The 23,436-nt window shown below is 61.6% G+C and carries 17 protein-coding genes; 13 read left to right on the top strand and 4 right to left on the bottom strand.

Features of this window, described 5'->3' with window-relative positions; translation table 11 throughout:
- Positions 1-106 precede the first annotated feature (106 nt).
- The 4 genes from BLU26_RS09970 to BLU26_RS09955 all read left to right on the top strand — a co-directional run bounded on the left by BLU26_RS09970 (position 107) and on the right by BLU26_RS09955 (position 5,023).
- Positions 107-1,993, top strand: a complete 1,887-nt coding sequence (locus BLU26_RS09970; protein ID WP_092286224.1) for a PAAR domain-containing protein — start codon at positions 107-109, stop codon at positions 1,991-1,993.
- A gap of 104 nt (positions 1,994-2,097) precedes the next feature.
- Entirely contained in the window at positions 2,098-2,685 is a 588-nt protein-coding gene (locus BLU26_RS09965) for a DUF2931 family protein (RefSeq protein ID WP_231701924.1), read from the top strand.
- A 152-nt stretch (positions 2,686-2,837) separates the two neighbouring features.
- Positions 2,838-3,374: a DUF2931 family protein gene (locus tag BLU26_RS09960; RefSeq protein WP_231702062.1), complete on the top strand. Its 537-nt coding sequence runs from the start codon at positions 2,838-2,840 to the stop codon at positions 3,372-3,374.
- 194 nt (positions 3,375-3,568) lie between these two features.
- A complete protein-coding gene (locus BLU26_RS09955) occupies positions 3,569-5,023 on the top strand; it encodes an esterase-like activity of phytase family protein (RefSeq protein ID WP_092286218.1) in 1,455 nt (484 codons plus the stop codon).
- A 69-nt stretch (positions 5,024-5,092) separates the two neighbouring features.
- Here BLU26_RS09955 and BLU26_RS09950 read toward each other — a convergent pair whose 3' ends face one another.
- Together BLU26_RS09950 and BLU26_RS09945 are read right to left on the bottom strand one after the other, a co-directional pair.
- On the bottom strand, positions 5,093-6,022 hold the full coding sequence (locus BLU26_RS09950; RefSeq protein ID WP_092286216.1) for an alpha/beta hydrolase: 930 nt from the start codon (positions 6,020-6,022) through the stop codon (positions 5,093-5,095).
- Complete coding sequence (locus tag BLU26_RS09945) at positions 6,006-7,493, bottom strand: flavin-containing monooxygenase (RefSeq protein WP_092286214.1); 1,488 nt, start codon at positions 7,491-7,493, stop codon at positions 6,006-6,008. The genes BLU26_RS09950 and BLU26_RS09945 overlap by 17 nt, the downstream gene beginning before the upstream one ends.
- Positions 7,494-7,593: 100 nt before the next feature.
- Here BLU26_RS09945 and BLU26_RS09940 point away from each other — a divergent pair, with 100 nt between their 5' ends.
- The 9 genes from BLU26_RS09940 (at position 7,594) to cydC (ending at position 18,368) form a co-directional block, all read left to right on the top strand.
- Positions 7,594-8,625 carry an AraC family transcriptional regulator gene (locus BLU26_RS09940; RefSeq protein ID WP_231701923.1) on the top strand — a complete coding sequence of 344 codons (1,032 nt, stop codon included), beginning with the start codon at positions 7,594-7,596 and terminating at the stop codon, positions 8,623-8,625.
- 136 nt (positions 8,626-8,761) lie between these two features.
- Positions 8,762-9,940 carry an acyl-CoA dehydrogenase family protein gene (locus BLU26_RS09935; RefSeq protein ID WP_092286212.1) on the top strand — a complete coding sequence of 393 codons (1,179 nt, stop codon included), beginning with the start codon at positions 8,762-8,764 and terminating at the stop codon, positions 9,938-9,940.
- A 19-nt stretch (positions 9,941-9,959) separates the two neighbouring features.
- A complete protein-coding gene (locus BLU26_RS09930; RefSeq protein ID WP_092286210.1) occupies positions 9,960-11,102 on the top strand; it encodes an acyl-CoA dehydrogenase family protein in 1,143 nt (380 codons plus the stop codon).
- Between the two features lie 223 nt (positions 11,103-11,325).
- Positions 11,326-11,685: a CidA/LrgA family protein gene (locus tag BLU26_RS09925; protein WP_092286208.1), complete on the top strand. Its 360-nt coding sequence runs from the start codon at positions 11,326-11,328 to the stop codon at positions 11,683-11,685.
- Positions 11,685-12,404 carry an LrgB family protein gene (locus tag BLU26_RS09920; RefSeq protein ID WP_092286206.1) on the top strand — a complete coding sequence of 240 codons (720 nt, stop codon included), beginning with the start codon at positions 11,685-11,687 and terminating at the stop codon, positions 12,402-12,404. The genes BLU26_RS09925 and BLU26_RS09920 overlap by 1 nt, the downstream gene beginning before the upstream one ends.
- A gap of 224 nt (positions 12,405-12,628) precedes the next feature.
- Positions 12,629-14,032 carry a cytochrome ubiquinol oxidase subunit I gene (locus BLU26_RS09915; RefSeq protein ID WP_092286204.1) on the top strand — a complete coding sequence of 468 codons (1,404 nt, stop codon included), beginning with the start codon at positions 12,629-12,631 and terminating at the stop codon, positions 14,030-14,032.
- Between the two features lie 2 nt (positions 14,033-14,034).
- Entirely contained in the window at positions 14,035-15,042 is a 1,008-nt protein-coding gene (cydB, locus tag BLU26_RS09910) for a cytochrome d ubiquinol oxidase subunit II (RefSeq protein ID WP_092286202.1), read from the top strand.
- On the top strand, positions 15,026-16,711 hold the full coding sequence (gene cydD, locus BLU26_RS09905) for a thiol reductant ABC exporter subunit CydD (RefSeq protein ID WP_157719343.1): 1,686 nt from the start codon (positions 15,026-15,028) through the stop codon (positions 16,709-16,711). Before cydB ends, cydD begins: the two co-directional genes overlap by 17 nt.
- Positions 16,704-18,368 (top strand): thiol reductant ABC exporter subunit CydC, encoded by a 1,665-nt coding sequence (gene cydC, locus BLU26_RS09900; RefSeq protein WP_092286198.1) that lies wholly within the window; start codon positions 16,704-16,706, stop codon positions 18,366-18,368. The genes cydD and cydC overlap by 8 nt, the downstream gene beginning before the upstream one ends.
- Positions 18,369-18,413: 45 nt before the next feature.
- Here cydC and BLU26_RS09895 read toward each other — a convergent pair whose 3' ends face one another.
- Both BLU26_RS09895 and BLU26_RS09890 read right to left on the bottom strand, forming a co-directional pair.
- Entirely contained in the window at positions 18,414-21,698 is a 3,285-nt protein-coding gene (locus BLU26_RS09895; protein ID WP_092286196.1) for a carboxyl transferase domain-containing protein, read from the bottom strand.
- A gap of 2 nt (positions 21,699-21,700) precedes the next feature.
- Complete coding sequence (locus tag BLU26_RS09890; RefSeq protein WP_092286194.1) at positions 21,701-23,395, bottom strand: AMP-binding protein; 1,695 nt, start codon at positions 23,393-23,395, stop codon at positions 21,701-21,703.
- Positions 23,396-23,436: the final 41 nt, after the last annotated feature.

Genomic DNA, 23,436 nt, shown 5'->3' with positions numbered 1-23,436 from the left:
CGTGCACGCACCAGTTCACATCTCACCGGCAAACTCGTTGCCGCAACGCTTCGCCTTTCCTAGGCTGCTGACTTCACAGGAGTGATCGCCGCCACAGGAGCTTGGCATGTCAGGCAAACCCGCAGCCCGCCAGGGCGACCCAACTCAATGCCCGAAGAAAGGCCACGGTAGTAATGCCATCGTTACCGGCTCAGCTGATGTGCTGTTCGACGGCTTGCCGGCTGCGCGTCTGGGCGATAGCACAGCCTGTGGCAGTGCGCTCGCCGGGCAGGTAATCCCCAACGTTCTGATCAATGGCCGCCCGGCTGCGGTGCTCGGAACTACCGGCAGCCACGGTGATGTGGTGATAGGCGGCTCAGGCACGGTGATAATTGGTGGAGCCGTGGTTTCGGCGAGCGGCGGCGGTGCCAGCGGTCTATTCGTACCTGGTAGCGCTGCCCCCACTAGCCAGCTGCGCCAGGGCACAGCTAGTGAGACTCTGCCGTTTTCCATCGAAGAAGAAGAGGAAGAAGACGAGCAAGAACTGCCACTGCAACAGCGCATTACTTTGCGGGTAGGTATGTTTTTCGATGGCACGCTGAACAATATGAACAACGCGGCCTTCACTGCCGAGTGTCGGCGGCAGGATCTGGCACTGTTCGACCCCGAAGAGTTGGAGCGCATTCGCGCTTTCTGCGAAGAAACTGGTTATGGCGAGTTTTCGCCAGAGGGGCGTTACGACACCACCCCCGATAACAGTTACGGCAACGAGATGAGCAATGTTGCGCTGTTATATGACCTGTATTTGGATCAGTCGGATATGCGGATCAGCGAGTCGGCGACTGAAGCATCGATACGTATCTACATTGACGGTATCGGCTCTCGCAGCGGTGGAGAAGATGATCTGGTGGGTTATGCCTTTGGGCAGGGTGAAACCGGAGTAGTGGAGCGGGTGAGGCAAAGCCCAGAGATTTTAATAACGAAATTGCGAGCGATCGCGGATAACAACCCGCAGCTTGTTATTGAGAAAATCGAATTCGATATTTTTGGGTTTAGTCGTGGCGCTGCAGCAGCAAGACATTTTGCCAATGAGGTGTGCAAGGTCGATGGTGGCGTGATGGCAGAACATTTTAACAATAGTCTGCCATTCTTAACGCAGGAATTTGCATGGCCTAGCGCGGCCAGCATCAACTTTATTGGTCTGTTCGATACGGTGGCTGCCATCGGCGACCCAGTTCGAGGCGATCTAAGCGTGGGAGACGATAGAAATCCTGGCGTCAATCTCAAGTTGGCACCTGATTGTGCCAAGAAGGTAGTGCATCTGACCGCTGCCGATGAACACAGACACAACTTCAGTTTGAACAAGGTGAATCCCGGAGAGTACCGATATCATGAAGAGCTCATATTACCTGGCGTGCATTCCAACCTGGGTGGTGGTTATCCGGCGGTAGTGCGCGAGCGGGTAATACTAGGTAAGCCTAGGCTGGTGCGAGGCGACTACTACGCTTCGACTGGTATGCAGGGAGTGCAAGTTGAAAGCTCGCGCGCGTGGCGATTGCGTGAAGCAGAGGAGGCGGCGTTCCGTGCTAAAGGGTTGCCAGGAAGCGGTCGGCTGATAAAACAAGACGTTAGGCTTCGCCCGCTAGCTCGTTCCAACGCCGGGCCGCAGGGCGGCGATGACGTATTGCTCCTGCTTCGGATGGACAGATTTGTGCGAGGTGACCTTTCCAAGGTGGCTTTGCACGTGATGTATGCAAAGGCTACTGCGCATAACACGCCTTTTAAACGATTGCCCGAAACGCCTGCGTTCGTGGTGCCTGACGCGCTTAAGCCCATTGCAGATAAAGTGATGTTAGCCGCTAGCTCATCGGAAAGTGTCGGTTTGTCCGATAACGAAAAGCAGTTTTTACATGGTCACTACATACATGCTTCAGCTAACTGGAATCCGCGGTGGGAACTCTTTTTTCCAAACAAGCCGCGGGACAAAAATACGAGAGAATCATATGAAGGCTAAAAGTGGTGCGGTAGAACCATATGTTTAGGGTCTTTTTGGCGTTCACCCTTGCGCTAGCACTTGTAGCTTGCAGTGGGGCTGGAGGCGGGCCACGTTCCTCAGCAATGGATCTACCCTATCGCGCATGGGAGATAGGCCTTATAGCACCCAATTATATGGAGGTTTGGGTCGAGTCGGTGGATGTTGTTGATATGCGTGGTTTTAGCTTCAAGCGAGCGCATGGGGGAACGTCGTCGATACAGAACCCACCGAATAATACAGGCGATCCTATTGGCTGGCCTGCCCGTCCTGGTGTCGGTGCGACTCGTCCGATGACGGGAATTGATTTGCCGAAGGCGATATATGTCCGGTGGCAATCACTGGCGGAACCGCAAACCTACGATGCGCGTATTGATATTCCTGCATGGGCTCGCGAAGAGATGATAACCGGTCACGCGGCTTTCTGCCGCTTCGACGGGCAGCATATAACAGCTTATCGGTACGCGGTCACGCTTGGCTTGGCACCGGGCGGGGTTGTAAAGGCTTGGTTGACTGGTGCCTGTCTTGAGCCAATCGAAATCGGGCGCTTTGAGGGCACAGTCAATCCTGATGGTCCGAGTGGCGGCCGAACGGGTGGCCGTTATGCACTGCCTCTGGATCCCGCTGCTCAGAAATACCTTGAAACCCACGATATCCCCTTTGATAGCTGGTAGGGGGCGAGGTCCTGAAGGCCGTTCGCTCTGTAATTTTGCTGTTGGTGACGTTGGCGCTGACCGCGTGCGCTGGTGCAATCAAGTCACAAGGCCCGGTTACTTCTAAGCTGCCCTACCGAACCTGGGAGGTTGGTCTCTTGGCTCCAAACTATATGGAGGTCTGGGTAGAAAGTGTTGATGTAGTAGATCAACGCGGCTTTGCTTATGAACGTGTGCATGGAGGTACGTCATCTATACAAAACCCGCCGGGTGGCAAGGGCAATCCCGTTGGCTGGCCAACTCGACCCGGAGCAGGAGCCACCCGGCCTATGACAGGCATCGATTTGCCTCAGTATATTTTCGTACGCTGGCAGTCATTAGCTGAGCCGCAAACCTATAACGTGAGAATTGATATTCCTGAGCGAGTCCGTCAGGAGATGTTGGAGCCACGGGAGGTTTATTGTGCTTGGAGAGACGCACATGTCACCCAATATCGAAAAATTATTTCAATCGGTCTGGCACCGGGTGGGGTTGCAAAAGCCTGGTTAAATGGGGGCTGCCTTGAATCAATAGAGATTGGCCGTTTCGAAGGCGCCGTGGAGCCCAAAGGCCCCTATGGCGGCAAATCAGGCGGCGCGTATTATCGCCCGCCCAGCGAGCATGCGCAGCACTACCTCGATACTCACAGCATCCCCTTTGATAGCTGGTAATCAGGTGGCCTGGCACGCAGGTCCACCGCCAAGGGCGTTGGCAATGTCCCACCTTCGGCTAGAGTTTCCTGAAGCAAACACATACAAAGCTTCATCATTTCTTCGCAGTGCTGTCACCTTGCTTCCTTAATCTCGCGTTTTCTGTGTCTGGCGGCTGCCGGGCGCGCTAAACCTGTGATGACAAGGATGACCTGATGACCCACTGGAAACTGCTTTCTGCGTTGCTGTTCAGCAGCGTACTGCTCACTGCCTGCAACTCTGACAGTGATAGCGACGATAACGAGGCGGTAGTGACGCCGGAAGAGGAACTAGCCGAGCGTCTGGCGGCGTTTCCGGCGACGGGAGCGGCGTTGCCCTTTAGCGTACTGCGTGACGACCTGATCGACGGCAAGACGATGGTCCCCTTTGAGGTGCGCAACGGCGGGTATGGCTCGGCGATGACAGCCCACCCGAGCAAGCCCGGCGAGTTCTACGCCATGACCGATCGCGGCCCTAACGCTGATTTCGCCGGTGGCGCCTATGGCAGTGGCAAGACCTTTCCGGTCGCGGATTACACGCCTCGTATCGGTCACTTCCGGCTGACGGAAGAGGGCGGCGTGGAGCAGCTTGGCACCATCATATTTAAACGGCCAGACGGTACTTTGATAACCGGCCTGCCGAACACGTCGGCCCTGGGCGGTACGGGCGAAACACCCTATAACCCTGACGGCAGCCCGGTACTTGTTGACCCGACACAGCCCTACGATGTTGTGACCAATCCGATCAAGCTGGATGATTACGGTCTAGATGGGGAAGGTCTGGTGGCGCTGCGCGATGGCAGTTTCTGGGTGAGCGACGAATACGGTCCACACATGGTGCACTTTGCTGCCGACGGCAAGGAGATTGAGCGGATCAACCCCTTCGCCGCCGATGCGCGCACTAGCATTAATCTGCCGGCGGAGTTCGCCTACCGCCGTGCCAATCGGGGCATGGAAGGTCTGGCGATTACGCCGGATGAAACCACCTTGGTGGGCCTGATGCAGTCGACCATGGATCTGCCGACCAAAGCGGTGCGTGCGCTGACGATCACCCGTATTGTCACCGTGGATCTGGAGACGGGAGAGATCGGTCAGTACCTGTACCAGCAGGAAAAGCCGGCCAACTCCAACTCGGAGATGGTGGGCCTGAGCAACACCGAGTTTCTGGTGCTAGAGCGTGATGGTAGCTTTTTATATGGTGGGCCGGATGGCGCCGCCGGAGTAACGCCGGACGCACAGAAACAGGTTTACCGGATTGATCTGTCAACCGGCACCAACCTGGAAACCGCCGAGCTGCTGGCAGGCATGGCGCAGGATCCGGATCTGGGTTTGACCCTCAACGGCAAGACGCTGGAAGAGGTTGTGCTCGATGGAGGCTGGCCAGCGTTGGCCGCCGTGGGCATCGTCCCGGTGGAGAAAACGCTGGCACTGGACATGGTGGTTTCCGCCGATTATCCGCATGACAAGATGGAAGGGCTCTGGCGTATCGACGACCAACACCTGGGGGTGCTGAATGACGATGATTTTGCCACTTGGGCAACGGGCAACGCGCTGGAACAAAAGATGCTGGATGCCGGCACGATAGACGCCGGTACCCTGTTCATCCGGGAGGTCGACCTGTCGGTTGACTGAAGCCGTTAAAGCATTGCTTACAGGCGCCCGGGTGGCGCCTGTTTGCGTTTGCTGGTTTGCCGTCGCTACTCAGTGCGGTGTGCGGACAAAATCCACTACTCGCTGCAGGGCTTCATCGGCGACTGTCAGCAAGCCGGTGTGCGCCTGAAATACATGCCATAGCCCTTGGTAGCGCTCCAGCCTGACTTTCACTCCCTTGGCGCGAGCGGCCTCGGCCAGGCGCAGGCTGTCGTTAAGCAACAGCTCGTCTTCACCCACCTGCAGCAACAGCGGCGGTAGCCCTTGCAGTTGGCCGAACAGCGGGGACACCTCGGGGTCGGTACGGTCCTGGCCGGGGCGGCAGTAGGCATCGCGGGCCAGGTCCATCCAGGCGGGATGAATCAGCGGGTCGCCGGCCGGCGGGTTATGCAGCTGTTCCCCGGTAAAATCGGTGACTGGCGAGAAGCACACCAATGAACCCGGCAGCGGCAAACCCAGCTCCTGAAGCCGCTGTGCGGTAACCAGCACCAGGTTGCCGCCGGCCGAGTCACCCGCCAGGGTGACCTGCTCTGGAGCATAGCCGCGGCTCAGCAAGGCCTGGTACGCGGCGACGCAGTCGTCGCGCGCGGCGGGCGTGGTGTAGGTTGGTGCCAGGCGGTAATCGATCGCGCACAGGTCCCATTGTCCGACCTTGGCGAGTGCCGAGCACAGGCTGCGGTGGGTGGCGGGTGAGCCGATCAGGAAGGCGCCGCCGTGGAAATACAGCAGCACCCGACCATCGCCGCCGGCGGCCGGGCGATGCCACTCGCAGGGGCGCTCGGCAATGACCTCGCGGCTGCGGCTGACGCCGCGTGCCAGCGGCATGCTGCAGCTCAGTGCCGAGAGTACCAGGCGCTGTAGCGCAATAGGCACAGGTGGTCGCACCAGACCGCGGAAAAACCAGCGCAGTGCGGTGCGCAGGCAGCGCCGCAGGCGGGGTTGCGCGCTGCTTTCGTACTCGTGATCAACGTACACAGTCATAGTCGCTCAGCCTGGGTTTGCGGGTCTGGTGGCGGTAGGCAAAGGTAAAGCCGGGCCAGTTTACGGTTTGCTTGCCTTCGGCGGTCAGGTACCAGCTGCTGCAACCCTGCGCCCAGACGGTGCGCTTGGCGTTGTGCTGCAGGCGCTGGTTGTAGCTCAACTGCACGTCGGAGCGTACATCAAGGTAGCGCAGCCGGCGACGCCGCAGCGTCTGCAGGCACTGCACTACGTAGCGGAACTGGCTTTCCAGCATGTAGACGATGGAGTTGTGCCCCAGATTGGTGTTGGGGCCATAGAGCATGAACAGGTTGGGGAAGCCGCTGGCCGAAATGCCCTTGTAGGCCTCCGCTCCGCGCTGCCATTCACTGCTCAGGTCGCGGCCTTGCAGGCCGGTAATGCGCAGTGGGGCAAGAAACTCGGTGGCAGCAAAACCGGTGCCGTAGATGATCACGTCGGCGGGATGTATCTGGCCATCGCGGGTTTTGATGCCGTCGGGCACCACGCAATCAATAGGATCGGTGACCAGCGCGACCTTGTCCTGCGCCAGTGCCGGGTAATAGTTGTTGCTGATCAGGATGCGCTTGCAGCCCATGGGGTAGTCCGGCGTCAACGCGGCGCGCTTTTGCGGGTCCCGGATCTGTTTGTGCAGGTGCTTTAGCGCTGATTTTTCAGAGTGTTTTACCAGTGACGGGAAGTAGACAAACCCGAGCGCGCGTACCTCGTGAGTACAGTACTGCCAGGCACGGTCCAATTGATGCAGCCAAGCGAAACGCTGCAGGCGTGCACGGTGCTTTGCGTCGTACTCGCGATCGTCCTTGGGTAGCACATAGGGCGCGCTGCGTTGAAACAGGTCCAGACTGGCGACCTGCGGGACTATCTGCGGCACAAACTGAATAGCCGAGGCGCCGGTACCGATCACCGCTACGCGCTTGCCGCTCAGAGCAACATCCGGCTGCCAGCGTGCGGAGTGGAAGGCCGCCCCGGCGAACTGCTCGATACCGTCCAGCTTGGGCATCAGTGGGCGGTTGAGTTGGCCGCAGCCGGTAATCAGCGCGCGGCAGTGCAGGGTATCGCCGGTGGCCGTGGTAACACGCCAATGGCCCTCGGCCTCGTCAAACTCGGCGCTGCTCAGCTCGCAGTTCAGGCGCAGCCGCGAGCGCAGCTGGTATTTACTGACGCAGTGCTGAAGATAGGCATGAATCTCGGGCTGGCGCGCGTACTTGTGCGGCCAGTTGGTGCGGGGCTCAAAGGAATAAGAATACAGGTGTGAAGGTACATCGCACCCGGCGCCAGGATAGTGGTTGTCGCGCCAGGTGCCGCCTACCTCGGCGGCTTTTTCGACAATCAGGAAGTCGCTGATACCGGCGCGATCCAGCTGGATCGCCATGCCGATACCGGCAAACCCGCTGCCGACGATGATGGCCCCCAGGACTGGTTTTTTGGAGTCGTTGTTGGAGTTGTTCTTGGGCATTGTTGTGCTCCTTGTTGTGGTTGCATGTTAGCGCTTGCTCGCGAGCAGGTTTATGGCATAGTCGGTCAATAAATTGTGATTTTCGGACAGGCGCGTGCCCATGCAGAACACCCCGTGGCCGCAGATGCGGCGAATTACCAGCGTACAGCTGCTCGCGCAGCTGGGCACCGATAAGGGGCTCTCGCTGGACCAGTGCCTACACGGCTCCGGTCTCACCGTGCTGGCGCTGGCCAATCCGCAGCAGGAGGTGCAAGGAGCGCAGGAGCTGCAGGTAATCGGCAACCTGCTGCGCCTGTTGCCGCAGGAGCCGGCGCTCGGTTTGCAGGCAGGCCGGCGTTATCAACTGGCGCATTACGGCATCTGGGGCTACGCGCTGCTCAGCAGCAGCAATTTGCGTGAGGCGCTGGAGCTGGGGTTGCGTTATCTGGACCTGACCTTTGCCTTTACCCGCATAGCGCTGACTCGGCAGGGCGGGCGCGAATACCTTGAGCTTGACGTGCAGGCGGTGCCCGCAGCGTTGCAGGACTTTGCCCTGTTACGCGACTGCGCCGCGATCGCCCTGATTCAGCAGGAGCTGACCGGAGAGCCGCATCCGTTTGCGGCGGTGGAATTGGCCATGCAGCGCCCGGACGAGGGCGCTCTGGCGGTGTTTCGTCAGGCGCTCGGCTGCACGCCGCGCTTTGCCCAAGCGCATAACCGTATAGAGCTGAACCAGCAGCTGTTGTTGCGTCCGCTCAGCGGTGGCAATCCCGTCACCGTGCAGCTGTGCGAGGCGCAGTGCCGCGAGTTGCTGCAGCGCCACCGGCAACGTGCCGGGCTGGCGGCCAAGGTACGCGAGCATCTGCTCAGCCAGCCGGGGCAGCTGCTTGATATGCCGCAGCTGGCGGCGCGCCTGCACATGAGCGAGCGCACCCTGCGGCGCAAGTTGGCCGCCGAGCAAATCAGCTTCCGGCAGTTGCTGGAAGAGAGTCGCGAGGCGCTGGCTGACGAGCTGCTGGCCGTCGAAGGCCTGCCGTTGGAAGCCATCGCGCAACGCCTTGGGTACGGTGAGCTGTCCAACTTCATCCATGCCTTCAAGCGCTGGAAGGGCGTGCCGCCGCGCCAATATCGGCAGCAGCGGGGCTTGCTCTGAGCGCCTGCCCAGCGCGCCATCAACCCCACTGATAGGCGGTTATTCCGCCGACCAAAGGCGCGCCATCCGGGCGCTGGCCGGAGTATCTTGGTCGCAGCTGTGTTCTGTTACCGAACTCATAACAAGGAGAATTGCTGTGGCCGATCTCACTGCGTTTCGTCAGCAAACCCGCGCCTGGCTGGAAGAAAACTGCCCGCCAAGCATGCGTAAACCGCTCACCAAGGAAAGCGACCAATGCTGGGGTGGGCGTAACTTCACCTTCGAAAGCGACGACCAGAAACTCTGGCTCGAGCGCATGGCCGCCAAGGGCTGGACCGCGCCCGACTGGCCCGCCGAATACGGTGGCGGTGGCCTGTCGCAGGAAGAGCACAAGGTGCTGCGCGAGGAGCTGGCGCGCATCAGTGCGCGGCCCGCGTTGTCCAGCTTTGGTGTGTGGATGATCGGCCCGGCGATTCTCAAGTTTGGTTCTGAAGAGCTCAAGCGTCAGCACCTGCCACCCATCGTACGCGGCGAGATTCGCTGGTGTCAGGGCTACAGCGAGCCGGGAGCCGGCTCTGATCTGGCCGGGCTGCAGACCCGCGCGGTGGATGAGGGCGATCATTTTATCGTCAACGGCCAGAAGATCTGGACGTCCTATGCCGACAAGGCCGACTGGATGTTCTGCCTGGTGCGCACTAACCCGGATGCCAAGAAGCAGCTGGGTATCAGTCTGGTGCTGTTCGATATGACCACCCCCGGCGTGAGCACTCGCCCGATCAAGCTGATCTCCGGCAATTCGCCATTTTGCGAAACCTTCCTCGACAACGTGCGCGTCGAGAAGAATCAGGTGGTGGGCGAGATCAACGCCGGTTGGACTATCGCCAAGTACCTGCTGACCCACGAGCGCGAGATGATCGGCGGCATGGGCCGCACCGCTGCCGGGCAGAAAACCCTGTCGCAGGTGGCGGTGGAATGTATTGGCCTGGAGGCGGGCAAGCTGGCCGACGACATGCTGCGCGGTGAGCTCGCACGCTGGGATCTGGATTCGGCAGCTTTTGCGCTGACCGCCGAGCGGGTGCTCGACGAGGCCAAGGCCGGGCAGGGTGTGGGCGCCGCCTCGGCGATGCTCAAGTACTACGGTACCGAACTGAACAAGCGCCGGCAGGAACTGCTGGTGGCGCTGCACGGCAGTGATGGTCTGGTGTGGGAAGGCGAGGCGCACCGCGGTGGCGCAATTGCGCGTAACTGGCTGCGCTCCAAGGGCAACTCCATCGAGGGTGGCACCACCGAGGTTCAGCTCAACGTCATTTCCCGCAACATTCTCGGGCTCCAGTAACCGGTTAGAGGACCACCTCATGTCAGCATTGGTATTGAACGAAGAACAACAGATGCTCAAGGATGCGGCGACGCGCTTCATGGCCGAAAGCGCACCGGTGAGCCAACTGCGCGCGCTGCGCGACAGCAACGATGAAACCGGCTTCTCCCGCGAGTTGTGGCAGAGCATGGTCGAGATGGGTTTTGTCGGCACCCTGATTCCCGAAGCGCTCGGTGGCTCACAGTTCGGCTACGTGGGTATGGGGCAGGTGTCGGAGCAGGCCGGTCGCAATCTCAGCGCCTCTCCGTTGCTCTCTACTGCGGTGGGCGGTGTGGCCGCGTTGCTACTGGCTGGCTCCAGCGCGCAGCAGCAAATGCTGCTGCCCAAGGTGGCCGCTGGCGAGTTACTGCTGGCGCTGGCCGTGGATGAAACACCACGGCATAACCCGGCGCAGGTCAGCACTCGCCTGGAAGCCAAGGGCGATGGTTACCTGCTCAGTGGGCGCAAGCAGTTTGTGGTTGATGGTCACGTTGCCGACAAGCTGATTGTTTCGGCGCGCAGCAGTGGCGCCGACAGCGAGCGCGAGGGTATCAGCCTGTTGCTGGTCGATCGCACGGCCGCGGGTGTGACCGTTGAGCGCGTCAGCATGGCTGACAGCCGCAACGCGGCCTTGGTCAGCTTTGATCAGGTGCAGGTGAGCGCAGACGATCTGCTGGGCGAGGCAGGTGAGGCCTTTGCCGCACTGGAGTTGACGTTGGATGTGGTCAATGGCCAGTTGGCGGCGGAGTTGCTGGGGCTGTCGCTGGAATCCTTCGAGCGCACCGTGGCTTACTTGCAGGAGCGCAAGCAGTTCGGCGTGACCATTGGGTCCTTCCAGGCGCTGCAGCATCGCTGCGCGCACCTGTTCAGCGAGCTGGAGCTGGTCAAATCGGTGGTGCTCAAGGCGCTGATGGCGCTGGACGCCGGCGCCGAAGACGCCGCGCAGCTGGTCAGCCTGGCCAAGGCCAAGGCAGCGGAAGTGGCTGAGCTGGCGACCAACGAAGCGGTACAGCTGCATGGCGGCATGGGCATGACCGACGAGTTTGACATCGGCCTGTTCATGAAGCGGGCGCGCTGTGTGCAGACGTTGTTTGGTGATTACCGTTATCACGCCAACCGCTTTGCCCTGCTGCGTGGGTATTGAATGGCAGCACCCGGCGATCCGCTGAGGTATTGCTAGCGCTACGCAACCCCGCATTGGTAACGCGATGCGGGGTTTTTCATATTGGTAAGACCAGTTGCTTGGCTGATAGCCGGCCTTGCGAGCCGGGCATCTGGCTGTTTACCAATTACTACGAAGGCAGGGCTAGGCACCTTGCGTCTGACTGTTTACCCTTGCTAGCACTGTTTGCTTGAAGGGTACGAACATGTTGTTACGCGGAATGACCTGGCTGATCTTCTTTCAGTTGCTGGGAACCTGGCTGAACGTTGTGCTGTTGCCGATTCTGCCGGGGCCGATTATCGGCATGGTGCTGATGGTGGTGTACCTGTGTCTGCGCGGCGAAGTGAGTGAGTCGATCAACCTGGCCGCCGGTGGTCTGCTCAAGTATCTGCCGTTGATTCTGGTGCCACCAGCCGTGGGCATCATGGCCTACGGCGCAGAGATCGCCGCTGATGCCACCGCTATTTTGCTCACCCTGGCAATTTCACTGGCGCTCAGCCTGCCTTTCTGTGGCTGGCTGATGCAGCGCATGATCCTGCGTCAGCAACGCGGAGAGAAATCCTGATGGGCAGTCTGCAACAGGCCTGGTTCGCCGTGCTCAACCATCCGTTGTTCTGGGTCGGCATGACCCTGGCGGCCTACCAGTTTGGCCTGGCGCTGTACGAGAAGACCCGTATGGCGGTGTTCCATCCGGTGCTGGTTTCCACGCCGGTGCTGGCGGGGCTGATCTGGTTGGCAGGCGAAGATTACCCGCACTACCGCGATGCGGTCTCGCCCTTGCTGGTGTTGCTCGGGCCGGCGACCGTGGCGCTGGCGATACCGCTGTATCTGAACCTGCGGCGCATTCGCAATTTTTTCTGGCCGGTGGTGATCTGCCTGTTGGTCGGCGGCAGCTTTGCTACGCTGTTGACTGTGCTGTTGGCATGGCTGTTTGGCGCCGAGCCGATGATCATGATGACCCTCGCGCCCAAGTCGGTTACCTCGCCGATTGCCATGCTGGTGGCTGAACAGATTGGCGGTGTAGCTGCGCTGGCGGCGGTGTTTGTGATGTTTACCGGCGTGCTGGGCGCGATCTTTGGCCCTTGGCTGCTGCGCCTGTGCAAGGTCGATCACCCGGCGGCCTGGGGTATGGCAATGGGTCTTACAGCACATGCGGTGGGTACCTCGCGGGCGCTGGAAGAGGGCGAAGAGGCGGGCGCCTTTGCGGCGTTGTCGATGAGCCTGATGGGCATGGCAACGGCGCTGTTGCTGCCGCTGGCCTTTTCGTTATGGGCCATGCTCTAGTCGAGCAGGCACTGCTTGAGCACTTGCGCAGCCCTGCAGGTGCGCCGTTTTGGAAAACTGCCGCCCTGCGGCAATTGGTCAGCTGCCGCTTGTCACCCGGCTGAGTCACACTGCGTTGTGGAACGATTCAGTCGGTAGCAGGGTCACAGCCACAGACCCTATGGCTGATCGCAAGCTGCCTACCGGTAACCGGTATCAACTTTTTCCAAGAAGGAATAGCGCGCATGGAATTGGATCCTCTCCTGCTCTCACGCCTGCAATTTGCATTCGTGGTGTCGTTTCACGCGATCTTTCCGGTCTTCAGTATCGGCCTGGCCTCCTTTATCGCCTTTCTGGAAGCGCTGTCTTTTAAAACCGGTAACCCGGTGTGGGAGCGCTTGTCCAAATTCTGGGTGCAGGTGTTTGCGGTGGTGTTCGGCATGGGGGTGGTCTCGGGCATCGTCATGTCGTTCCAGTTCGGTACCAACTGGAGTAACTATTCCTACGCGGCGGCCAACTTTCTCGGCCCGATGCTCAGCTACGAGGTAATCACCGCCTTCTTCCTCGAGGCGGCCTTTCTCGGTGTTTTGCTGTTTGGCCGCAACCGCGTGCCGCAGGGGCTGCATTTGTTCGCGGCCTGCATGGTGGCACTGGGTACCATGATTTCCACCTTCTGGATTCTCTCTGCCAATAGCTGGATGCATACCCCAGCGGGCGTTGAGCTGCGCGATGGTGTGTTCTTCGTGACCTCCTGGAGCGAGGCCATTTTCAATCCTTCCTTCCCTTACCGCTTGGCACACATGGTGCTGGCCTCCTTCTTGACCGGCTCCTTTGTCGTCTCGGGCGTGAGCGCCTGGTATCTGCTGCGTGGCCGCGAGGTTGAGGTCAATCGCAAGGCGCTGTCGATGTGCCTGTGGCTGATACTGATCATCGCGCCGACCCAAGCGGTGGTGGGTGACTTCCACGGCCTGAATACCCTGGAGCACCAGCCGACCAAGGTGGCGGCGATGGAAGCTAACTGGGAAACGGCCTCCGGCGTGCCGCTGCTGCTGTTTGCCTGGCCGGACAAGGAAAGCCAGAGCAACTTGATCGAGATTGGCATTCCCAAGCTGGCGAGCTTGATTCTGACCCACGAGATTAACGGTGTGGTGCCGGGACTCAAGGAGGTACCTGCAGCCGAGCAGCCCGAGGTGCCTTGGGTGTTCTGGGGTTTCCGCGTAATGGTTGGCTTGGGGCTGCTGATGATTGCGACCGGCTTTATGGGCCTGTTGCTGCGCTACAAGCAGCGCTACTGGCAGGCGCCCTGGTTCCTGCAGGGGCTGCGCTTGATGAGCGTAACGCCCTTTATTGCGGTGTTGGCGGGCTGGGTGGTAACCGAGACCGGCCGCGCGCCCTGGTTGGTGTACGGAATGATGACCCACGCTGAAGGCCTGACGCCCTCGCTGACCGGCGGCATGGCGCTGTTTACCCTGCTGGGTTACATCACGGTTTACGCGATGATTTTCAGCGCCGGTCTGTATTACCTGATGCGCGTACTGCAGGACGGCCTGGAGATCGATAGCGCGCCTATCGATGAAGATGATGAGGTCCATCGGCCAGCTCGTCCGCTCTCGGGCAGTGATGTATCACTTGAAAAGAAGGGGGCCTGAGCATGGAAACGGAAATCTTTGATCTGTCGATGATCTGGGCGATGATCATTGCCTTCGCGGTGATCATGTACGTGCTGATGGACGGCTTCGATCTGGGTGTGGGTATGCTGTTTCCCTTTGCCCCCGACGAAGATGCGCGCGACGTGATGATGAACTCGGTCGCGCCGGTGTGGGACGGCAACGAAACCTGGCTGGTTCTGGGCGGCGCCGGTTTGCTGGGCGCCTTCCCGTTGGTGTATTCGATTCTCTTGCCGGCGCTGTACATAGGCGTGTTTCTGATGCTCGCGGGGCTCATCTTTCGCGGCGTGGCGTTCGAGTTTCGCTTCAAGGCGAAGACCTCGCGCTATCTGTGGAACTGGGCCTTTGCCGGTGGCTCCTACCTGGCGGCTTTTGCCCAGGGCGTGGTGGTGGGCTCCTACGTGCAGGGCTACGAGACCGAGGGCCTGGCCTACGCGGGCGGCCCCTTCGACTGGCTGACACCCTTCACGGTGATGACCGGTATCGGCCTGATGGCGGGTTACGGGCTGCTTGGCAGCACCTGGCTGATCATGAAATCCGAAGGCTATATCCAGCAGTGGGCGTATCGCATCGCGCCCTGGATGTTGGCGGCGGTGCTGGCGGTGTTCGGCATTATCAGCATCTGGACCCCCTCGGTGGATCCGAACGCCTTCGAGCGTTGGTTCGCCACGGTGCGCTGGATCTGGATCTTCCCGCTGCTGGCGTTGTTCTTTGCGTATCAGATCTGGAGCGGTCTGCGTAAGCGCAAAGAAGTGCTGCCCTTCATTGCGACCATGGCGATGTTCTTCTCTACTTACTTCGCCCTATTGTGGACGCGCTGGCCCTATGTGATTCCGCCGAACTTCACCTTGTGGGATGCGGCCTCGGCGCCAGGCTCGCAGCTGTTTCTGCTGCTCGGGATGCTGTTCGTGATCCCGATCATTCTCGCCTATACCGCCTGGACCTACTGGATTTTCCGCGGCAAGGTCCGCGTGGGTGAAGGCTATCACTGAGTCAGCACGCCGCAGCCGTCTCTGGCTGCGGCAGCAGGGTCTGGTAGTCCGGCCCTGGCTTTACGGGGCGGTAGCGGCTGGCTTGCTGCAGACCCTGGCGATTATCACGCAAATGGGCTTGATTGTCTGGCTGGTGCATGGCCTGTTGATTGAGCAAGTTCCCCTTTCCTCGTTGATTTGGCCCGGGGCCGGCCTGGTGCCGGCAGTGCTGGTGCGCGCGCTGGCACAGGCGGCGCAGGAGCGCTGTGGCCAGCAGGCCAGCGCGCGGGTGCGTCAGCATGCGCGTGAGCAACTGGCGGCTGACTGGGCAGCGCTTGGCCCGATTCGCCTGGCTGGTCGCGCGAGCGCCGCGCTGAGTAACCAGTGGGTCGAGCAGGTAGAGGCGCTGGATGGCTATTACGCGCGCTATTTGCCGCAGCAGTGGTTGGCCCTGCTGTCGCCGCTGTTGATCGTGCTGCTGGTGTTCTGGCTGGACTGGCTGGCGGCGCTGTTTCTGCTGCTGGCGGCGCCGCTGATTCCGCTGTTCATGGCGTTGATCGGCATGAGCGCTGAGAAGGTCAGCCAGCAGCATGTGCTGGAGGCGGGGCGGTTGGCTGGCCATTTCCTGGATCGGGTGCGCAGTCTGACCAGCCTGCAGCTGTTTGGTCAGGTAGCGGCAGCGACGGGCTCAGTGCGGGAGGCTGCCGAGCATTATCGTGCGGTCACCATGCGCACGCTGCGTATTGCCTTTCTGTCCTCGGCGGTGTTGGAGTTTTTTGCCTCGGTGGCGATCGCGGTCGTGGCGATGTACATCGGCTTCGGTTTGCTGGGGTATATCCGGTATGGGCCAGCCCCACAGCTGACCCTGTTTTCCGGGCTGCTGATCCTGCTGCTGGCGCCTGAATTTTTCCAGCCACTGCGCAGTCTGGCGCAGTCCTATCATGACCGCGCCGCTGCGCTGGCGGCGGCGGACAGTATGGCTGCGCTGCAAGTCGAGGCGATCCAGCTGGTGCATCCGCCTGAGATCAGCGAGCCGGCGGCGGGCACTGCGGCGAGCATCAGCCTTTACCGCGTGCGGCTGTCCTACCCCGGGCGCGGCACGGTGTTGATCGATATCTCGCTGCAGGTGGCGCGTGGGCAGGTCGTGGCGCTCACGGGGCCTTCCGGTGCGGGCAAGTCCAGTCTGCTGCATTGTCTGGCCGGTTTTGTCAGGCCGCAGAGTGGCAACATCAGTGTGTTCGGCGAGTTGCCGGGTCAGCGGCCGCTGGCGTGGCTGGGGCAGCGCCCGTTTCTGATTCAGGGTAGCTGGGCGGACAATCTGCGTCTTACCGCGCCGCACGCGACGCCCGCGCAGATGCTGCAGGCAATCGAGGCCGTCGGTTTGAGCCCGCTGTTGCAAGCTCAGCCAAACGGGCTGGACACGCTGCTGGGCGAGGGTGGGCGTGGCTTGTCCGGTGGTCAGGCGCAGCGACTGGCGCTGGCCCGGGTATGGCTGGCGGAGACGCAGTTGGTCTTGCTTGATGAACCCACTGCCAGCCTGGATGCCCACAGCGAGGCCGAGGTGATCGCCGCGCTGAAAACACTCGCGGACAGTCGCAAGACGCTGGTTATCGCTACCCACCATCCGGCGGTGATGGCGCTGGCTGATCAGCGCTACGTGCTGAATCGGGGGATGCTGGCCGATGGGTGAACTCAAGCCCTGGCTGGCGCTGGTGTTGCAGCGTCGTACCCGCGTGCTAATTGGCGCCCTGCTGCTGACGCTGACGCTGTTCAGTGCCATTGGACTGCTGGCGCTCTCCGGCTGGTTCATTACCGCTACCGGGGTCACTGCGCTGCTCTGGGCGGCAGGGCAGAAAGTGATGTTTGATGTGTACATGCCCGGTGGAGGCATCCGCTTTTTTGCCCTCACGCGCACGGTGGCGCGCTACGCCGAGCGCGTGTTCAATCACAACACGGTGCTCAGTCTGCTGGCAGACCTGCGCGGTCGGCACTTTGCCGCGCTGGCGCAGCTGGACGGCGCGACCCTGGGTCGGCTGCGCGCGGCGCAGTGGCTGAATCGCCTGACGGCCGATATCGACACCCTGGATACCCTGTATCTGCGCCTGCTGGCGCCACCGGCCGTCGCTTTGCTGGGCATCCTGCTGGTCTGTGCCTTGATTGCGGTTTTTCACCTGTCGCTGGCCTTGTTGCTGGGTTTGTTGTTGCTGGCGCTGTTGCTGCTGCTGACGCTGGGCATGGCGCTGCTGGGGCGGCATTACAGTGCCCGGCGCGTTACCCAGCTCGACGAGCTGCGCACCCAGGCCATCGAGCAACTGCAGGGGCTGGCTGAGTTGACCGCCGCCGGCACCCTGGCGCGGCATAGGCAAAGCCTGCTGGCCGGCAGTCGGCAGATGCTCGATGAGCAGTTGCTCCTGCAGGGCCGTATTGCCCTGGGGCAGGCGCTGGCCACACTGGGCGTGTCGGTCGCGGTACTGATAGGGCTGTTTGGCGCTATGCAAGCCTACGTGGCCGGCCTGTTATCAGGCCCGATCGTGGTGATGATCCCGCTGGCGCTGATGGCCTTGAGTGAGGGTTTCGCCGGATTGCCGGCAGCATTTGCCCAAGTCGGTGGCACTGTAGCGGCAGCAACGCGCCTGAATCAGCAGACGCATCTCAGCAGCCGTTTGATCGACCCGGCGGCGCCTGAGCCCTTGCCTGACGAGCTTAGCCTGCACTGGCACGAGGTAGTCGTGCGGCATGCAGGTATACGGGGTATGACCTTCAGTCTGCAGCGCGGTGAGCGCTTGGCCATCATTGGCGCGTCTGGCTCGGGTAAATCGACGCTGGCGGCATTGGCGGCCCGCTTGCTTGATCCCGACGCCGGCCAGATCTTGGTGGGTGGCACCGCGGCTGAGGGTACGCCGCTGAGCGCGTTGTCGCTGGAGCAGTGGCGTGCCCAACTGGGTTACCTGACCCAGCAGACCGAGCTATTGCACGACAGCATTCGCGCCAATTTGCTATTGGCTAACCCCGCCGCGACCAACGCGCAGCTTTGGGCCGTGTTGGAGATGGTGGATCTGGCCGATCTGGTCGATGCGTTGCCGAACGGACTGAACACCTGGGTGGGTGAGTCTGGCAAGCAATTGTCGGGCGGTGAGGGGCGCCGGTTGGCATTAGCGCGCGTGCTGCTGAAGGGCGCGCCGCTGGTGATACTGGATGAGCCTTTCAGTGGTCTGGATGCAGAGACCCGGGAGCGGGTGAAAGGGCGCCTGGAGCCGTGGCTGGCAGAGCGCACGGCATTACTGCTGGGGCATGACGCCGATGCGCTGCCAGTGGCAGACAGGGTGATGGTGCTGAGCGGCAGCTAACCGGGCCACTGCCTTGTTGGCCAGGCCCGGCTAGTGCCGTGTCGACTACCAGGTATCCACGAAGGGGCGCGTGCCCTTGCGGCGCGACTCGGCTGGCGCGGCGTTCAGGCCGCGCAGCAACCAGTCCCGCGTCTCCAGAGGGTCAATCACCGCGTCTATCTCCAGAAAGCTGGCCATGCTGATGCCCTTACCACGGGCATACAGCTCGGCCACCATCTTGTCGAAAAACGCCTGCTGTTCGGCCGGGTCTTCCAGCGCCGCCAGCTCCTTGGCGTAACCCAGACGCACCGCACCCTCCAGGCCCATGGCGCCAAACTCGCTGCTCGGCCAGCCGATGGTAAACAGCGGCGCATGGAAGCTGCCGGCGGCCATGGCCTGCGCGCCGAGACCATAGCCCTTGCGCAATACCACGGTGAAGAAGGGGATGCTGAGGCTGGCAGCGGTGACGAACATGCGCGAGACGTGGCGCACCGTCGCCTGCTGCTCGGCGTCCGGCCCAACCATGAAACCGGGGGTGTCGCACAGCGAGACCATGGGTAAGCCATGCGCCTGGCACAGCTGCATGAAGCGCGCGGCCTTGTCGCCGGCCACCGCATCAATGGCGCCGCCCAGGTGCATGGGGTTGTTGGCGATCAGGCCAAAGGCTTTGCCTTCGATACGAATCAGCGCGGTAATCAGCCCGGGCGCAAACTGGCTGCGCAGTTCCAGCACCGAGCCGGCGTCGGCCAGTTTCTCGATCACCTGGCGGATGTCATACACGCGCAGACGGTTTTCCGGAATCAGGTGGCGCAGTTCGCGCTGGTCGGCGCATTCCCAGTCGGGTAAGTCGCCCTGAAAGTACGACAGGTACTGTTTGGCGACCCGCGTGGCGGCGGCTTCGTCCGGCACTATCACGTCAATCACGCCATTGGGCCCCTGCATGCTGACCGGGCCGACCTGCTCGGGCGTAAAGCGGCCCAGACCACCGCCCTCGATCATCGCCGGCCCGGCCATGCCGATGGTGGCGTTTTCGGTGGCGATGATCACATCGCAGCAACCCAACAGCGCGGCGTTACCCGCAAAGCAGCGACCGGAGACCACGCCCACGGTGGGCACCATGCCGGACAGGCGCGCCATGCGCATGAAGGTGGTGCAATCGAGCCCAGCCACACCGACCTTGTCGATATCGCCGGGCCGGCCGCCGCCGCCTTCGGTGAAAAATACCAGAGGCAGCTGCCACTGTTCGGCCAGCTCCAGCATGCGGTCGGTTTTCTTGTGGTTGGTGACGCCCTGGGTACCGGCAAACACGGTGTAGTCGTAGGAGAGCGCCATGCAGCGCGCGGCTTCGGCGCCAAACTGTGCGGCGTTGATGGTGCCAATGCCGGTGATCAGGCCGTCGGCCGGGCTCATTTCCAGCAGCTCAGCGTGGGTTCGGCGCGTGCGCTGCGCCGCCAGGGCGAAGCCGCCGTATTCCATGAAGCTGCCATCGTCGAGCAGGTCGGCAAGATTTTCCCGCGCGGTGCGCTGGCCGGTCTTGCGGCGTTTGGCGACGGCTGTCGGGCGGCGCTCGTCGGTCAGGTCGGCCTGGCGTTCCAGCACTTCTCGTAGGTCGGCGCGAATGTGCTCAAGGTCGATGGCTTCTTCGCTCAGCTGCTGATCGCCAGCGACCTCGGCGGGCTCCAGATAGAGCAGGGCGCTGCCTTCAAACAGGGCTGCGCCGGGCTCCACTGCCAAGGCGCGGATAATGCCGCTCTGCTCTGCCTTGACCACGAATTCCATTTTCATCGCTTCTAGCACCGCGACCTGCTGCCCGGCGGCGACGGCATCGCCGACCGCCACATCCAGGCTGACCAGCACGCCCTGTACGGGGGAGTTCAGTGGCTCGGTACCGGAGGGCGCTGCTTTGCTTGTTTGTTGCTCAGCGGTGGCGTTCTTGTCTGCGCTGAAAAAGCGATGCGGGTGCGCGCTGGGCTGGCTGGCGGTGAGTTCTGCAGCCTGCGCCTCGATAAAGCCGGTGCTGACGTCGTTGGCTTTAACGGCTGAGTGCTGTAACAGGTTTTGCAGGAATGCGAGGTTGTTGCTGACGCCTTCCAGACGAAACTCACACAGCGCGCGGTAGGCGCGGCGTAGCACACCAGCGTAGTCGTCATCGGCCTGCACGATCAGTTTGGCGATCAGCGAATCAAAGCGGGGGCTGGTGGTGTAACCACTGTAACCATAGCCGTCGACTCGCACGCCGGGACCGCTGGGCGGCTCGTACGCGCTCAGGGTGCCCCCTGCCGGGCGTGCGCTGCCGTCGTTGTCCATGCTCTCCAGGTTGACCCTGAGCTGCACGGCAAAGCCTCGCGCTGCGGGCACCTGTGCCTGCTGCAGGCCGAGCTCGGCCAGGCTAGTGCCCGCGGCAAGTCGAATCTGGGTTTGCGCCAGGTCGATACCGGTTACCGCTTCGGTCACGGTGTGCTCGACCTGGATGCGCGGGTTGGCTTCCATGAACACGAAGTCGCCCGCCTCCTCATCGAGCAAGAATTCTGCCGTGCACAGGCCGCGGTAGCCGACGGCGCGGGTGAGGGTCTTGGCGGCGGTCAGCAACTGTCCGCGCAGGCCCGCGTCCAGTGACGGCGCGGGGGCGATCTCCAGCAGTTTCTGGTTGCGCCGTTGTAATGTGCAGTCGCGCTCCCACAGGTGACTGACCTCATTGCCGTCGCCGATGATCTGCACTTCAATGTGGCGGGCGCGGGTGATCAGACGCTCGATGTAGAGCGCATCGTTGCCGAAGGCGCTTTTGGCTTCTGAGCTGCAACGGGCAAAGGCCTCGTCCAGCTCGTCCAGGCTGCGTACCGCACGCATGCCGCGGCCGCCGCCACCGGCCAGGGCCTTGAGCATGACGGGTGTGCCTGCGCCGAGTGATTGCATGAAGGCGCGGGCCTGCTCAAGCGAGGTGGGTTCGTTGGTGCCCTGTACCAATGGCACGCCTTGCTGCAACGCCAGACGCCGCGCGCTGGCCTTGTCGCCAAAGGTATCCAGGACCTCGGGTGCGGGGCCGATAAACGTCAGGCCGGCGGCCTGGCAGCGACGGGCAAAATCCGCGTTTTCGCTGAGGAAGCCGTATCCAGGGTGAATCGCATCGCAGCCTTTCGCCTTTGCCACGGCTATCAGCTGCTCGCTATCCAGATAAGCCGCGGCGCCTTGCCCGGTCAGCGCGACGGCCTGATCGGCGCGGCGCACGTGCAATGATTCGGTATCGTCTTCGGCGTATACCGCGACGCTGGTGATGTCCATTTCCGCCAGGGCGCGGGAAAGGCGGATGGCGATTTCGCCGCGGTTGGCAATCAGTACGTTGTTGAATGGCATGCTTAGTTGATCCAGTCCTGTAGTTCCTGTTTTTTAACCTTGCCGGTGGCGGTCATCGGCAGCGTGTCAACCAGCCGTATTTCCGGCACCTTGAAAATAGCCATGGCGGACTTGCACCAGTCGCGCAGCGTGTCAGCTGTGGCGTTGCTGCCGGGTTTGCAGATGATGAAGGCGACGGGCACCTGTCCGCGCTGCTCATCTGGGCGGCCGATGACCGCCGAGGCGAGAATGTCCGGGTGCTGGCCGAGCATGGCTTCCAGCTCGCTGGGGAATACACTCATTCCGTTGACCTTGAGCATTTCCTTGCGTCGGCCAAGGTAGCGAATGAAGCCCTGTTCGGTAATCACGCCGCTGTCGCCGGTATGCAACCAGCCATCGCGCAGCGCCTCAGCGCTGGCCTCAGGTTTGTTCCAATATCCCTTGAGCAGCGAGGGGGTGCGCACGCACAGCTCGCCTTCGCTGCCCAGCGGTAGCAATTCGCCGCTGGCAAAATCGCAGACCTTGAATTCGGTGCCGGGTACCGGCAGGCCGACAAAGGTGGGTGCGGACTTGAGGTCGAAATCGTCGTCCTGCAGGCCGGCGGTGAAGGTGTCGCAGGTGTGGGTTTCGGTCATGCCGAAGCTGGTTTCAAACAGGGTGCAGCCGGTCAGTGCGCGCCAGCGTTGGCGGTACTCCGGGGTCAGCTTCTTGATGAAGGATACGCAGCTGGTGGTCTCCAAAGAGCTGAAGTCATAGTCGTTCACTTGCGGATGGTCGAGCACCTCGGAGGCGCTATCGACCAGCAGCCCGGTCTGTTTTACGCGGTAATGCTGCACCGCGCTCATGAAGCTCAACGCATCCCAGCGCGCCAGCAACACCAGGGTGGTACCAGCAAACACCGGGTAGAGCAGGCCGGCGTTTTCGCCGGCAATCCAGAACTCGGGCATGAAGTTGAGGCTAATGCGCTCCGGGTCGAGCCCCAGTGCTACCGGCAGAAAGCTGGCGCAGGTGTAGAGCATGTCGCCGTGGGTATGAATGCAGCCCTTGGGCAGGCCAGTGGTGCCACCGGTGTAGTTGAGCGCGGCGATGTCGTCGAGCTGCAGCGCTGGCAGGTTTTCGGCGGGGGCGAGGTCATGCAACGCTGGCAGCAGGTCGATGCTGTCGGTGATCGGTAGTTTTGGGGCTTGCAGCAAATCGGGTACCGGGATGGGCGGCGCGGCAGGGCACAGCTCGGACAGGCTGGTACTGAATACTCGCTGCAGACCGGTTTCGGCTTTTACCTCGCGTACCACTGGCAGCAGTTGATCGAAGCAGATGATGGCGCTGGCGCCACAGTCGTTGAGCTGATAGCTCAGCTCCATGCCCTTGGCCATCGGACTGACCGGTGCGTGTATGGCGCCAGCTTTGAGAATGCCGTAGAAGGCGATATGCAGTTGCGGGCAGTTGGGCATGAATACGGCCACCCGGTCGCCGGGCTGGATGCCTTGCTGATAGAGCAGGGCCGCGAAACGGTTGCTGAGGTCGTCCAGCTCGGCGTAGCTGGTTTGGTGGCCATAGAAATGAATCGCGGTTTTCTCAGGCTGGGTCTGGGCCCAGTGCTGCAGATAGCGGCTCAGCGGTTGTTCGCCCAGCGGATAGACCGGCTGGGTAGGCGCGCCCTTCGGCCAGGCAGCTGCCTGCAAGTCGCCCAGCCTGCTCAGATATTCTGGCTCCTGCATACCGCGGTCCTCCCTTGTTGGTTTTGTAGTGAGCAGCTTAG

Source organism: Halopseudomonas sabulinigri (genome assembly GCF_900105255.1).
In the GTDB taxonomy this organism is placed as follows: Bacteria; Pseudomonadota; Gammaproteobacteria; order Pseudomonadales; family Pseudomonadaceae; genus Halopseudomonas; species Halopseudomonas sabulinigri.
Note: the sequence above shows the minus strand (reverse complement) of the source record. Positions and strands in the feature narration are given on the sequence as shown.